We start from the raw sequence: 14,807 nt of genomic DNA on the forward strand, positions 1-14,807 counted from the left end.
ATCAAACACTACTGAAGTAGCGTGATTGATGTATTCTATACTTATAATGATCTGATGTTTTTTCCTAACGATTAATCATGTATGGCAACCAAACACGCTGTCTATCATAATTCATAACCTTAAGTGTGCAGGATTATGACTGACATGTACTAAGATTGATTCAAATTTTCATAAAAACCAAATCATGACAACGTCTCTACGCCAGTTCTCTGAAATGGTCCGCAAAAGGAAGATCACAGCGACATCCTTAATTGAAGATGCCTGCGATAATGCGGTGGCCCACTCAGATCTGGATGCTTTTATCTGCCTGGATAGGCAAGGCGCATTACAGAAAGCACAGCGTATTGATAACGAGCTGAAAGAAAGCAGCAATAACTGGCCGCTTGCTGGCATCCCCATCGTTGTCAAAGACAATATCAATGTGAGAGGTTTTCAAACGACTGCGGGCACACCTGGTATGAACTTCCAGGCCAAGACTTCTGCCCCAATAATTGAGAGTCTAGAGAAGGCCGGAGCTATCGTCATTGGCAAAACCAATTTTCACGAACTCGCCTTCGGCGTAACCTCGAATAACGCCGCCTATGGTGCCGTCAGGAATCCTTGGGATAAATCCTGCTTTCCAGGTGGTTCATCCGGGGGAACAGCAGTAGCCATTGCCGCCGGGATCGTATCTGCAGGCCTGGGCACAGATACCGCCGGTTCAATCAGGCTGCCAGCAGCCCTCACAGGAATTGTGGGCTTTCGACCATCCACTGGCTGCCTGAGTACCGAGGGTATAGTGCCCTCTGTACCAGCGTTTGATACCCCAGGCCCCATGGCCGCCAATGTAGAGGATACCGCTTATCTGTTTGAGATATTAACCGGGTCTGCCCTACCCCAGGCAAAGCCACTTAATCAGCTGCGCCTTGGGCTTGCCCACCCGCTATTTGATAATCTCTCACCAGGTGTATACCAAGCTTTTAAAGCTGCATTACATTCCCTTAGCTCCGCGGGAACCACCCTAATAGAAATCGATTTATCCTCGTTAGTGAGCGCAGTCCTTGATGTTGGGTTTCCTATCGGATTTCATCAAATGAAAACCGCTATGACCCAATTTTTGGCGAGCTACCAGCCTAATACCCAACTTGCTGAGTTGGTTGCAATGATCAAAAGTAATGATGTAAAGGCTGTCTATCAGGAGTCAGTACTCGGCCCTAAGGCACCATCAAATGCCGAGTATCAAACCGCTTTAAAGAAGATGCCTGGAGTACGCGACAACTACCTAAAAATCATCCAGCAGCACCAACTAGATGCGATTGTATTCCCTACAGCACCGAGCGAAGCTCAATCTATTAGTACTTCATCAAACCAACTTGAACTAAACGGAAAAATACTTCCAACTCTGGACACACTCATACACAACAATGCCACAGCAGCAGTCACCGGTGCTCCCGGAATAAGCATTCCTATTGGGCGAGGCAATAATGGCTTACCGGTAGGTCTGGAACTGGATGGAGTGCCCGGCGCAGACTCAACACTTCTCGCCATAGCAAAGGAAATTGAACTTCAGATACCAGCACTGGTGTCGAATGGCCTGAAGTGAAACTTCAGACCCCAATAGAGATGCCTCAATGACTGGCAGCTCACTTTAACCCTTCTCTTTTCTTTAAAACCATCACTTTAGCGAAAGACCGAACACTGACAGTCTCAACCAAGTAGAAAGGGCTCTGAGCAAACAACTTATTCCATTCACTGACCGTTCGTTCACGCCCTTTTGTTCCCATTAGCATCTGCATATCCATTGCCGCTAAATTGAGATCTGCCCCTTTCTCTGGCAGTACAGCATCAACAATCGCTAAAGTAGTATTACGTTCACCCATCGCCCGATGAATATTCATTAAAAGCTCTTTAGCCCTGGTATCATTCAGCAAGTGAAAAATAGCCACACACAAATAGATGTCCTTATCACTTACTGCATCTGGAAGTGGGTCATTTAGGATATCAGTAGGATAAAAATCCAATCGTTTCCTAACATCATCACCGAGGTGACTCTCCCAATACTCTCGCGCAGTCGATTCTACATTGCTCCTGTCAACAACAACTGCATTCAGGTGTTTGTACGAAGAAAGGATACTGGCACTTTTACTACCTTTTGCGCCACCCAAATCAATAATTCGATCAAAATTCTTCCAGTTAAAGTCTTGCAGGTATTGTAAACCGGTAAGATGATCAACAGTGTCCATTGCATCCGAAAATAGGTCACTAACCTTCGGGTGATCATTCATATAATCAAACATCTCCTTTTCATACACACCTTCAAAAGGCACATTGCCCTCCTTGATATGCCCCTCAAAGTTGGAAAACCATGGCCTACTAAATTCAGGGGAATTATGCATCAGGATCATATTTTTTACGCTGTTGTCGGCGTTAGTACGAAGCGCTCTTGAATTCCTATTATGCGAAAAACATTTTGGTTCATCTTCTTTAAAAATCCCCATTGCGCATAACATTCTCATCAATCGATAGAGGTACTGTTTATCGGCTTTGCAAGCATCCGCCAACTTATCTATCGAAATGGCTTTATCTTCAATATGATCAGCAACATTAAGACAGGCAACAGCATATAAACAGCGAGATTGCCAAAATAAAGATCCTATTTGCATCAAACGAAAGGGAGCCGGGATCAGGCGATTTGGAATATTGCATAAACTGTAAACCGCATTGGAAACCCTCTGAAAGATCCAATTAGAGACCCTATTCTTTTGCATAGACCCGGGCATAAGAACTCCTCAGAAAAAAATGTCTGATAAAAATATCCAATAAAAGAAGCATCTCTGTAATTACAAACAGAGACTTGAAAGGTTACATATTTTGTAAACCGGCCTTTAGGATTCGGCCATTAAAATCGGCAAGCTGCTTTAAAAACTCAGGCCCCATTTCCTGGCCCATTTGCTCCTCAAGAACTGGCTTGGCCAGCATGGGCAACATTGCAAGACTGACAAACGCAATCCTGAGCAAATCATATTCAGTGCCAGCGTCCGAAGGTTCAGCGCCCTGAATTTCCGCCAATCTCCTGGTCCCCCGTTGGCGCCCCCGCTCTAAGAGTTGGCGAATAACATTCTTTCCTGGCCCCTCGTTAAGCGCCATAACTTTCAAGATTAGGGCTGGAAACTTGGGATTCTCCTGCATTGTGGCATAGTAGAGGTCGAAGAAGTCACCAAAATCCCAGTCGCCATCTAGGCTCAGCTGCTCAACAGCATTAATCAGGGGGAGTAAGGTTTGACGAATCATATCTTCGTATAAGCCATCCTTACTGCCGAAGTAATACCGAATCATTGATACCGCCACCCCCGCCTTGGCAGCAATTTGGCGAGTGGTAACCCGGTGATACTCATCGTTCAAAAAGCACTCTCGTGCCGCTTCTATCAACCGACTGGCAACATCTGACTCCTGCATATTCCTTACCATCCTCGATTTGTAATGCAATGGAGGCTAACAGGGTATAGCGCCACCTTCCATAATGGCTATTGTTCAATATAAGGGGTTTGTACGAACACTGAGCGCTTAACTACCTTAGACCGCTATACAGAGATAACAGGAACAATCTGATTCCTCACATTAGCTCTTAAATGAATAACTAGTCACTCTTTAGCGTGCCCATTCATACAGACAAATTCTAAGTCATTCAGGCTGCTCGCAATGAGGAAATTATTAGCAGCTAGTTAAAACACAAGAATCTATAAAGAATGCGAATTTAGCTTGCGTTTCTTGAGAGAAAAATCAGATATATCTAGAGGAAAAAGAACGAAATATAGGCACAAAAATAATCTTATTGGATTTTATTAAGTTTGTTTTAGTGTCAAAGCTGCGTAGAATTGGTAGATATTTATCGGTATTTTTGGCTGTCACTGTGCGAGTTTAATCGGCACATAGCTCAAGTTTAAAAATCCGAAAAGCTTTCCAAATAATCCATTTACTTATAGGAGAACAGTAGCGTGACATAAGAGTAAGTAAAAGGCGCTGACCCATGGTGCGGGAACACCAGGGGCCAGCTGACCAAATTGATACACAGACTATCAAGATGGCTATATGCATAGTACGCTAGAAACCCGCTCGTCTTCAATAAAGTGGAGTACATTCAGCAGCTTGGAGCGATTCCCCAAGCTCTGGGAGCGTTGCGCCCGCCTTTTCTTCTTCTATGCCTACCGTTCCCGTGCCCCACCTCAAATTTCCTGCAAACACCGCCCTTCAAGCCGCCTTCCCATTACGGAATGCTTAGCCATAACTTGCATATCAGTAGGAAAAGAAAATGTTGATTTTAAAACGCCGCACTGGCGAAAATCTAAGAATTGGAACAAATGTCTCTATCACAGTATTAGAGGTTAAGGGTAATCAAGTAAAGATAGGAATACATGCCCCCAAATTCCTACCTGTGCATCGTGAAGAAATTTATAGACGCATCAAACAAGGAAAGGGAATAAGTAATAGCGGTCAGTGAAACCCTACGCCCCCAGCAAGGAAGCCCCAATCTGCTGGGTATCCCCACATTAACCTAAATAGTTAGATCACTACTAGTACTAGCAGAGAATGAAATAACTTAAAAATCAATAGAATTTAGGCAGTAAGGGGAGTTACTGCCATACCGTAGAGTACATTATATCGACAAAGGGACAGCCGTGAATTGGTCAGGTACAGAAATCACTCTTCATCGAAAGAAACTATTCTAGTCTGCTAAAAAGATATTACAGAATAATTAGGACACACCCTAGAAACCCATCAAAATGATAATTCACTTCATATTTTTTTCTATGAATTCGATAATTGAGCTAAAAACAGCTACGTGATGCTCACTATCAGCAGGGCCATGAGCCATATCTGGATAAACTTTCCACTCATAGTCTTTATTAAATTTACTCAACATCATATGCATACGATGCATATGCTCTATATCGACAACCTCATCCTTCTCGCCATGAATAATAAACACTGGGCGACTAAGTTCTTGAGCCAAGTATACTGGAGAGATATCCTTCAAGAGATCGTAATTTTTGACAGTGTCACCAACATTCTCTTGTAACCACTTAGTTTGAGCCTCTGATGTGTAAGGGGAGTTAAGATATAAGTTAACATCTGTAACACCAGCTATACTAACTGCACAGCGAAATAATTGTTGATGTTTAATAGCCATCATCAATGCTGCATAACCACCATAACTCACCCCTGCTGCACAAATTTGTGAAGACGCAATATCCTTACGAGCGCCAACCACCTTTGTAGCCTGATAAATATCCTCAAGCATCAAGTTACCCCACTGCTGAATACCAGCCTCTTCCAGTTCAGCTGAATAGCCACTCGATCCTCGATAATTCACTCTAAGAACAGCATATTTATTCGCCACAAAGAACTGCGTGTAATAATCAAAATACTGATGATCAAAAATACCCAATGGGCCACCATGTGGCATCACTATAAGAGGATATGGCCCGTTTCCCTTCGGCATATTCAAAACATAAGGAATATCTATTCCCTCTACTTGAATCCAGTCATGAAATTGACGACTCTCAAGCCGACCATCTAAATGAGGAAACTTAGAAGCAACAAGCTGATCAGATTTCTGCCCTTGTTTTCGGATGAAATAGCGTCCAGGCTGATCGTGGGTCTCACTAAAGTAAAGCTTTACAGTATTATCGATACTTGCTCCCACCGTTGTTTCCAGCAAACTGGTCATGCCATCGTTTACTTGTATGCTTTCATCTATATATTGATACTCAAGCTTTCCATCCCTGACAACTTTTACACCAATTAATGCACCCGTTGATTCATCTATAATCAAATCAACAATATCATAGCTATCTGATCGGTAAACTACACTTTCTTCCCCAGTGGAAAAATTACACTGGTAAACAGTGCGATCTTTCTCAGCAGTTGTATCCAGACAAAAGTAAGCACCATCCTCAGGGCTAATAGACACCGGAATAAGAACACCATGCTTTTCACCTGCAGATGGCTTCTCCTCTAACTCTTCTTTCGTCCAACTCTTTATTGGAGTTGAAGAATTACCATCGGCAATCCTACTTAGGTGAAGCTTCCCTTCATCGAAATACAGAGCAGATTCTGGCTGACCTGACAGGTCAAAGAACCACCGTGCGGCAAAACCCTTAACCGAGGCTACTTCATTCTGAGCTGTAAATTGACCGCCATCTTTTCGTACAAGCTTACTCGCTTTCTGGTTAAGCAAGTTCAGTTTTGATACGTCTATCTTGTATACCTTGGAGTAAATCCCACTCTTGGCGTATAGAAAATACCCAGGCTCATCCGGTAAGGCATGAACTAACCAACCTGATGTTTTCACCTCAAATACTTTTGGCGGTAAACTTTTAGAACCTAAAACATCGAGCACCAATAAACGATAAGCAGGCTTGGTATCGAGTAAATTTTTAACACCTTTTTTTAACTCCATAAATTGCGCAACAATATATCTAGGACCGATCCAGCGAATGAATCGGATTGACGCATCCCTAGGTGTTAAGGCTTTCAGATCAATCAATGTTCTCTTAGATCCATCCACACTATTCCAAATAACCAACTTCTGGCTTTCATCACCCTGAGCTACAGAGGCTACAAACTTCCCATCAGGACTAATCTGAGCCGTCATAGTTTCAACGGGCTTAAAGTAAGTTTCAGCAGGCATCGCAACTGCCGACCCAACATTTACTATGAAACTGAACAAAGCTAATTGAATTAGCTGACAAACAATCTTCACTGCTCTACCTCCAGCGGACCCTGCCAACTATTAAAAAACACATCTTGTACTCCCGTGCCAGACACCAGAGGATATAACTCAGTTAACGATCCAAGTGATTCTTGAATTTCATTAAAATCTGTTGCTATACGATTTTTTAAATAAACTTCAATCGAATCTGATTTTCTCTGCTTACCTATGAATAAGCTGCCAATGTAATTGGTCTTTTCTGCTTCCACATGAAAACGCCAAGTACGTCGACTAGACGTATCTAGCTTGTATGGAAGATTAAAATAAGGTGCATTAATTTGAGTAATTTGGTAAAGGCCTGAGGGGATAGCCATTAAGTAATAGCCTGAGGGCTTACCCTTTAGGCTGATATGGTAACGGTTATTTTTTCGCAGCCAGGTTTTTTTCCCACTTTCTAAGTAGGTGCTTCCATTCGAATACAATTTAAAAAATTCGATCGAAGGCGCCGTTCCACCCACATCAAGCTTCACCAGTACATATCCCTGCCTACTTCCCAAATCAGGTGGATTTTCATAGGATACCAGTGATAGAGTTCTTGCAATTACTGACTCCGATAAAAAAAGCGCAGTAAAAATGGCACTCTTTAAAAAGAGGGCCATTCGGCCTGAGTTACACTCTATCAGCCTTTTATTCTCCAGATTTTGCGTCAAGATACCGCTTCCATAAGTTCAGGTTTGCAAATGAATGATACGGCTGGGAATATTATCTTAGAGCTAGTTGCAATACAATTAGCAGGCATCGACCAAAATTATGGAGAGTAATATGCCCGGGATAAAACCCTTCAGATGTATAAAGTTTTACCCACTTATACTTTTGACCTGTATAATAATCATACAGGGCTGTGCGGGGCAGGTTAATATACTGCCTGCTCTGGAAGAGAGCACTCCTATTAATGATCAAGAGGGTATCGTAGTCGCTCGGATCATCAATGCCTCAGGTAACCCCCTACCCTTTAATCAGCTTACAATCAACCCTGAAAACCTGAATGAGTCAAAGTCAATAAAGCCGGAGCGCCTCCTAGCCGCAAAGCCAAAATTAAATGGCACGACCGTATTTGCCTCCTATGTCAAACCTGGAAACTACTCTCTGAGTAGCATTCGAGCGTTTTACGCCAATGGTAATGGATGGTATAGCCGCTTCGTCAGTGCAAATGAAAAACTGGGAACCTTCTCCGTAAACCAGGGAGAGGTAACAGACCTCGGCACACTAATCTATTATCCGAAACCTCAAGGTGATAGGTATCTTGACCTCTTGATTCGAGCCCCAGAATCAGAGAAAGGTGAAGTGCTTACGAAATACTTTCCATTCCTTAAGTACAACCCCGAGGTACTTAATGGATGGCATGTTGATGAAAATGATGAGGAACGTGAATCAACGTATATATCTATTGCACAGAATCCTGTGACATACAATGAGCAGTATGTTTCGCCGGCCAATTCTATCTATTTTCTAGGAAAGATTGGTGTATTTATCAAGCGGACCTCTGAAGGAGAGTGGGAGCTTGATGCTGTTGACACTAATCATGAATTAACCGCCATTGCTCAAAATAAAAATGGTGACCTGGTGGTAGGGGGTAGTGAAGGAGCTCTTTTCTGGCGTCCAGCTTTTGGGGACTGGCTAGATATATCACTAGAGCACAACTCTCATGTAGAGCATTTAAGAATGCTTGATACAGGAGAAATCGAGATTTTGGTTGCTCGTGACTTTGAGCTAGATATTCTAAGAGGCGCCGTATCTGGTTCAGATATACAATGGAGACTAATTAACCGCTATTCCACTAATTCGAGTAAAAGATGGGATTATAGATTAGAAGCTGAAATAAAAAACAAACAGGCTCACTCAAAAAAAATAGATCGCCACATATACAACACAACACTATTTGAACTCAATGGGCAGAACTATATAAATATCCGTAACCACTCAATCTACGAAAATACCATATTTGCGACAATCAATAGCGAAATTTTCATTTATAACCCCGACAATTGGATGATCGAAAGATCTGTTAATGACTTTGAATTTTCAGCAATTATTGATGCTGGTGCTGTTCAGCTAGGTATTGAAAAAGCTGGCTTTTGGTCATTGAGTGGAAAGCCAACCTATCATAAAATCGACCAAAATGGCGCTCAGAATAAAATAACAACCTATATCCAAAGCTGCCCAGATAATAAATCCCCAAAAAACTCATGTCGTAAAAAGAGCTTTACATTCCGATCCGTTCCCTGGTTCTCCAATGAAAATGATGCTATTGCTATTGTAAGCTTTGCGTTAAATAGCTTTTCTGGTGGAACTCGTGATACTGAAGTCAAAATCCTAACCACCACCGATGGTGGGGAGAGCTGGGTGGCAACCGAAAATGAACCACCGACAGACTATTGTACCTCTATAGTCCCTCAGATTGCCGACCGCCTGTTGGTATCCTGTGATGGTGCTAATGGGGACTTCTATGAGTCAACTGACTTTGGAGCCAATTGGCATCAGGTAAGACAACAGGATAATTTCTAGCAAAATATGGGTGAGCATTGGTATTTTATATGCTCACCCATATTAAGTTAAAAATAGCCTATATCTTGCATCACCCCTAAATACTATTGAATTAGTAATTTTTCATTTACACACTTCAATGGCTAGCCTAATTTGCACAAGGTTTCACTTTACCAGATGCCAAACTCCGCCCAAACTCCCACAGCAAATGATATGCTTAGCTCTAGAAAAGGAATACCGGCTGCAGGCCAATACACTTCTATCCATAGTAATTCTGAATACCCATTGAAATCAGATTGCTTACTATTCCGCCCCTCTATCTCAGGAAATCTAATAGCGTACAGCGCCTCTTTAATAGTATTTTCCGTTCAGTACTAATGGCTGTATGAATAATTAGACTTTTTCTATCTGCGATAAAAATCCAAGGCACATTTAAGCGCATGTGAAATCTAAATATATAAAATATAAGGTACCTTTAAATCTGTACAAGCACATAAGATTGCTACTACACCTTGAACAGATTAGTACTTTTTAAGCTGGAATAAATTGCCCATTTCGTATGCTGAGTAAATTTCCTGCATTGCCTCTTCGGTAACTTGATTGATCTTTTCTATCGTGGGGTTCAATCCTGTACCATCAACAGTTGTTCGAAACGGTCGACTTGAAGGCTCTGTCTTCAGTAAGTTCAGAACCGCATCTGCAACCAATTGTGGGCTGGGGGCATTCTCTGATTCATGACCCTTCTCTGTACCGGCCCACAGTTGCTCCGGGGCATCTGCATACTCACCATAACTCGCAGCCACTTCTTTGTCACTTGCTCTTAACAGGTTTGAGCCAAAATCAGTTCCAAATCCGCCTGGTTGAACAATCAAAGACTGAATACCAAATTGCGCCAGCTCTACGCGATAATTCTCTGCCATTCCTTCTACAGCATGTTTGGTGGCATTATAAGAACCAAGGAAAGGTAATACGAACTTACCTAAAATGCTTGATATCTGAATAAGAGTTCCACTGCTGCGCTGTTTCATCTGCGGCAACACTGCACGTATTAAACGCTGAACGCCAAAAACATTGATATCAAAAACCTTTTTAAAGTCCTCGATGGTAAAGCTTTCCTGCCACCCGAGCGTACCGACTCCCGCGTTATTAATTAAGATATCAATTGGGCCGACTTCTTTAGTTGCTTGAGCAATACCCTTGGCGACGCTCTCATCATCGGTTACATCAATATCGACGACAACGATACCTTTAGCAATAAGCTCACTGGCTACAGAAGCATTGCGGCCACTTGGGTCTCGCATGGTGCCGATGACTTTGTAGCCATTATTTGCAAGTGTATTGGCTATTAGATAACCAAAACCACTATTTGAACCAGTAATAAGCGCTGTTTGAGTCATGATTGTCTCCTTAAATTTTGCATCACATCAACTGGTGTAAAGATTAAGACTTGCACGTGCATTAATGAAATTGATTTAATGCATATAGCAATGAATAAAAATAATAGCTACAAAACCAGTACGCAAAAGGCTTTATAAGCTACCCTTATTGATCAAATGTTCAATCAGGGGGGGGGTTAAAAATTAAGAAAAAGGGCTTCAACACAAAGAGCCGGATTGGTTATCTATCAGATTTTGCATCTAGTTTTTTAGTAGAAAAATAACTAGAAACAACGTGCAGAATAAAAAATCATAAGATATTTTGAATAAGCAGTCTAAGGAATGAAAACCTTAAAAGCAGTCATCTAGCACCATACAAGTATAGGACTTAAACAATTACAAAATTGAATTAAATCCTACCTGCATACCATTTAGATAACTCTAGTTATATTTCCCACTAGGAAAGTTGTATTCTCATTGTTTACTCATCTCCGCCTCAAATGCCTCACGGTAGTCGGGATGCCAACGAGAGAGTGGCGGACGATTGTTAATAATATCCCCTATCGCCCAGCTCATGCGTTTAACATCAGTTTCACGATCTACGTCATTATCCGGGCAAAGAATGTAAAAATCACCACGCTCGACGCTCTCCAGCATAAAATTGACCACTTGATCCGCAGTCCATGCGCCATCTGGTTTACTAGGGCTACCAATCATACCCGTGTAAGTGAAACCAGGAATTAACAAGTGAGATGAGACCTGGCTTCCAGGTGTATTTCGAATAGAGTGCTGTAACGCCTCCGCAGTAGCTTTTACCGCAGCCTTACTGACGTTGTAAGCCGGATTTCCCGGTGGAGTGGTAATTCCCTGCTTAGATCCGGTCGTAACGATAACAGATGGGCTATTTTGACTGATCATTTCGGGAGCAAATGCATGAATACAATGAATCACACCCCAAAGGTTTGTGTTGATAATCTTATTCCAACCATCTAAATTCTCCCAACTTCCATTTTTAACAGCAGTTCCTGCGTTATTAAAAAGAAAGTCGATACGACCGAATTCTTGTTTAACTTGATCTTTGAGTGCTAGTACCGAGCTAAAATCACTCACATCGGTTTCTACTATTAAAGTATCATTTGGTAGAGCGCGCTTAGCTTCTTCCAGTTTTTCTTTGTTAACATCTGCTAAACAAATCTTCATCCCTCTTTTTGATAGGGCCTTTGCTGCCGCAAAACCTATTCCGCTGGCACCACCAGTAATAACTGCAACATTATTCGGCTGAAAGATAGTAGATGTGCTCATTGGGATTCCTGGATTATCGTCAAAGACATAAATTAGAGTTTGTGGAATACGGTATTAATACTGCTCCTTCAGGCATAGGCTTTTTACCGAAATCATTCTTTACAGCCTTGGGACTCTCAATGGAGTTTTGCCTGAAGAAGCCTGCTACTAAGATAGACGACTATTTCATCAATTTTAGAAGCTCTTGAGCAACAGCAATGGAGGATTTGTTGTTCTGGCCTGTTACCAGTTCACGATCAACAACTACATGCGGCTGCCAATCTTCTTTGCTACGGGAGTAATTACCACCGGCATTGGTGAGTGCATTTTGAGGCCAGTAGAACAGCTCATCACCACCTAAGTAGTATTGAGTAGCTACAGCTTCTTCTGAGTTACTAAAAGAGGTCATTTTGTAACCGTCATATACCCAGCCCTTGGCAGCTTTAGCTTTCTTACCGGCTTTCATTTGGGTTTCAAATTCAGAGCTGTTAGGCAAAGCGGACAACAGCGCAACTGGGCCATGACACACTAAACCGGTAGGCTTGGACTCAGCGTTAAAATGACGTAAGAAGCTGCCCAATTGATCATTGGATACCAGGTCACCTAAAGGTGCATGACCTCCAGGTACAAACAGCGCATCAAAATTCTCTATACCGATTTGCTCAATACGAGCAAAGCTAACTACTGGGCTGTGATCTTTGTCAGTCAGCATTAGCTGGTTGAGTAAAGCTTTATGGGCATTGTAGTTTTCTTGACTAGTATCTAAGAAATGGTCAGCCGTGTCTGAGACCGGGTCCAATGTCGGCGCCAGCCCCATCGGGGTAGCGAATGTTATTGTGTGGCCAGCTTCCATCATCAACTTGACCGGCTCCATAAGCTCATTCAAATAGAAGCCCGTTTTGTAGTCACTACCACCCTTCAGCTTCATTTCTGATACATCTGACATCACAACCAGAACGTTATCTGCCACCGCCAGTGGGCTGACTAGCAATGCTGCCATCGCAAGCAGTTTCTTCAAGTTCATAATCACTTCCTCGAAATTAGGGTTGAATCAATTGAAGTGGCGACAGAATAGGACCCCAGGCTTCATTACTGAAATTAATTAACCTAATATAGGTATGAGCATAACTAATGGCTGAGACTGGTTAGAATGGGCAATATTTCGGACATTGAGCTGAACCAACTAAGGCTCCTGCAGATTATATTTGAGACCCGAAACCTGACCCGGGCTGGTGAGCGTGCAGGGCTAACGCAGTCTGCGGTAAGCCATACGCTGAAGAAACTCCGCCACAGTTTTGATGACTCACTAGTCATCAGGCAAGGCAATCAACTGGTACTGACTCCAAGGGCTGAGTCCCTACAGACACCGTTAAGTCGCTGGCTAAGTGATTTTGAGCGGAATATTTTAAATCAAGAAGAATTCAATCCTGAAAGTACGCAACGCACTTTTTATATCGCAACGAGCGACCTGGTGGAGCAAAGTATCGCCCCCCCCCTAATAGCATTACTGCAAAAAGACGCTCCGAGAGTTCAGGTTATTTTTATAAAGTTAGATAAGCACAGGATCGCCAACCAAATTGAGAGTGGTGAGGCGGATCTTTCTATCAGTGTTATGGAATCAAGTCATCCAAGCCTGATAGTAAAAACCTTGTATAAAGATTCTTTTGTCTCAGCGGTAAGAAATAATCATCCATTTTTGAAAGACAAGAAAAATGTTCATAGTTTTTGTCAATATCCGCATATTATGGCAGGCACGGGGAGAGATAACCGCGGAACAGTTGACAAGGCACTAGAAGAAATTGGCTTATCCAGAAATGTTCAATTTAAAGTAGCGAATTTTTCCAGTGCGCCCTACATTGTAGAATGCAGTGACGGAATCCTCACCGCACCAAGAAAATTTATCCAGTCTATTGCCGGCAAATTCAATATTGTGCATTTTACTCCACCTGTCACCCTCCCCCAATACTCTATGAAAGCCTATTGGAACTTAAAAAATAAGGATGATCCGGCAAATAAATGGTTGAGGGAAAAGATCGTGGAAGTTGCTCGTATTGAATACTAGTTTCAAGTGAGTTTAGTTTTAACTATCTTAATTAGCGCATCAAGTATCGATGCTTTATTATGTGTGGCTACAATCAGTGAAACCTCTCAAATCTTTAGTTTATAAATTGATATCGTTATCAAGAGGCCGCCGAGAACCTTTTGGAGGCCCCCACCTTACACACACATCACCTTCCTCCAGGGTACCTTTCAGAATATCACACCTGATTTTAGGGGTCGTTATTTGCTGTCTGCAATTCTCTAGTGACCTATCCGGATAGGAATCTCTGCAGTATTCAGCAAGTAACTCACTTGCTTTTTCCGGTCTGGAAAAATAGACAACACCGACTATCAATATCATAACTACCACTACAACTTTCATAAATTAGGTCTTTAGAATATTGAGACTACAAATATTTCCGCTTGTGGATTGATTTTCAAATGCATAAACCAGCTGGAATATTTGTGCTAGATATCGATATCTATGCAGTAATGAGTACTCACCAACGTATCGCACTCTATATCGACAACGAGATAGTACTGAATATGTCAGGCACCCAGCCAAGACACTTTGAGATTCGAATTCCACAGTTACTGGTGATTTCTCTCCCAACTAGATCGCCCCCTGTCAGTACTACCTATTGATTTTCCCACTTGGAATTGAACATATCCGAGATTGCTCAAAGCTCTGTACACGTCATCTCTAGTTGGAGACCATCCAAACAGAGAGGATTCATATCATAATACTTTTTTAGACCCCAAGAGTTGCGTGTTCTCTAAATTTTTCAAGATCCTCGCTCAAAAAAGGTTCAGTGGAAAATATATTAAGTACTGCACAGAAAAGTAAATGAAGGAAACTAGAATGATCCCCCAAA

Annotated in this window: 12 protein-coding genes; 5 read left to right on the forward strand and 7 right to left on the reverse strand. The window is 42.2% G+C overall.

The annotated features are described in order from the left end of the window. Positions 1 to 184: 184 nt before the first annotated feature. On the forward strand, positions 185 to 1,582 hold the full coding sequence (locus MJO52_RS13545) for an amidase family protein (RefSeq protein WP_252082191.1): 1,398 nt from the start codon (positions 185 to 187) through the stop codon (positions 1,580 to 1,582). 40 nt (positions 1,583 to 1,622) lie between these two features. Here MJO52_RS13545 and MJO52_RS13550 read toward each other — a convergent pair whose 3' ends face one another. Both MJO52_RS13550 and MJO52_RS13555 read right to left on the reverse strand, forming a co-directional pair. Beyond that, positions 1,623 to 2,759: a methyltransferase gene (locus MJO52_RS13550; protein WP_252082193.1), complete on the reverse strand. Its 1,137-nt coding sequence runs from the start codon at positions 2,757 to 2,759 to the stop codon at positions 1,623 to 1,625. Between the two features lie 82 nt (positions 2,760 to 2,841). Then, positions 2,842 to 3,435 carry a TetR/AcrR family transcriptional regulator gene (locus MJO52_RS13555; RefSeq protein WP_252082195.1) on the reverse strand — a complete coding sequence of 198 codons (594 nt, stop codon included), beginning with the start codon at positions 3,433 to 3,435 and terminating at the stop codon, positions 2,842 to 2,844. 853 nt (positions 3,436 to 4,288) lie between these two features. On the opposite strand from MJO52_RS13555, the gene csrA reads away from it, so the two are divergent. Further along, positions 4,289 to 4,477: a carbon storage regulator CsrA gene (gene csrA, locus MJO52_RS13560; RefSeq protein WP_252082197.1), complete on the forward strand. Its 189-nt coding sequence runs from the start codon at positions 4,289 to 4,291 to the stop codon at positions 4,475 to 4,477. 291 nt (positions 4,478 to 4,768) lie between these two features. On the opposite strand, the gene MJO52_RS13565 is transcribed toward csrA, so the two are convergent. Both MJO52_RS13565 and MJO52_RS13570 read right to left on the reverse strand, forming a co-directional pair. Beyond that, the gene (locus MJO52_RS13565; protein ID WP_252082199.1) at positions 4,769 to 6,742 is read right to left on the reverse strand and encodes an alpha/beta hydrolase family protein; all 1,974 of its coding nucleotides are present in this window, start codon (positions 6,740 to 6,742) and stop codon (positions 4,769 to 4,771) included. Then, a complete protein-coding gene (locus MJO52_RS13570) occupies positions 6,739 to 7,401 on the reverse strand; it encodes a hypothetical protein (RefSeq protein WP_252082201.1) in 663 nt (220 codons plus the stop codon). The genes MJO52_RS13565 and MJO52_RS13570 overlap by 4 nt, the downstream gene beginning before the upstream one ends. Positions 7,402 to 7,513: 112 nt before the next feature. Between MJO52_RS13570 and MJO52_RS13575 the strand changes: the two genes are divergently transcribed. Beyond that, the gene (locus MJO52_RS13575) at positions 7,514 to 9,256 is read left to right on the forward strand and encodes a WD40/YVTN/BNR-like repeat-containing protein (protein ID WP_252082202.1); all 1,743 of its coding nucleotides are present in this window, start codon (positions 7,514 to 7,516) and stop codon (positions 9,254 to 9,256) included. 500 nt (positions 9,257 to 9,756) lie between these two features. Here MJO52_RS13575 and MJO52_RS13580 read toward each other — a convergent pair whose 3' ends face one another. From MJO52_RS13580 to MJO52_RS13590, 3 genes are all read right to left on the reverse strand, one after another. Continuing rightward, positions 9,757 to 10,632 carry an SDR family oxidoreductase gene (locus tag MJO52_RS13580; protein WP_252082205.1) on the reverse strand — a complete coding sequence of 292 codons (876 nt, stop codon included), beginning with the start codon at positions 10,630 to 10,632 and terminating at the stop codon, positions 9,757 to 9,759. Positions 10,633 to 11,085: 453 nt separating this feature from the next. After that, positions 11,086 to 11,913, reverse strand: a complete 828-nt coding sequence (locus MJO52_RS13585; protein WP_252082206.1) for an SDR family oxidoreductase — start codon at positions 11,911 to 11,913, stop codon at positions 11,086 to 11,088. A 160-nt stretch (positions 11,914 to 12,073) separates the two neighbouring features. Beyond that, positions 12,074 to 12,916: a type 1 glutamine amidotransferase domain-containing protein gene (locus MJO52_RS13590; RefSeq protein WP_252082207.1), complete on the reverse strand. Its 843-nt coding sequence runs from the start codon at positions 12,914 to 12,916 to the stop codon at positions 12,074 to 12,076. A 126-nt stretch (positions 12,917 to 13,042) separates the two neighbouring features. Between MJO52_RS13590 and MJO52_RS13595 the strand changes: the two genes are divergently transcribed. Next, positions 13,043 to 13,954, forward strand: a complete 912-nt coding sequence (locus MJO52_RS13595) for a LysR family transcriptional regulator (RefSeq protein WP_252082208.1) — start codon at positions 13,043 to 13,045, stop codon at positions 13,952 to 13,954. A gap of 419 nt (positions 13,955 to 14,373) precedes the next feature. Continuing rightward, positions 14,374 to 14,577, forward strand: coding sequence for a hypothetical protein (locus MJO52_RS13600; protein WP_252082211.1), 204 nt, complete (start codon positions 14,374 to 14,376; stop codon positions 14,575 to 14,577). Positions 14,578 to 14,807 lie beyond the last annotated feature (230 nt).

This window comes from Microbulbifer variabilis, from assembly GCF_023716485.1.
Taxonomy (GTDB): Bacteria; Pseudomonadota; Gammaproteobacteria; order Pseudomonadales; family Cellvibrionaceae; genus Microbulbifer; species Microbulbifer variabilis_B.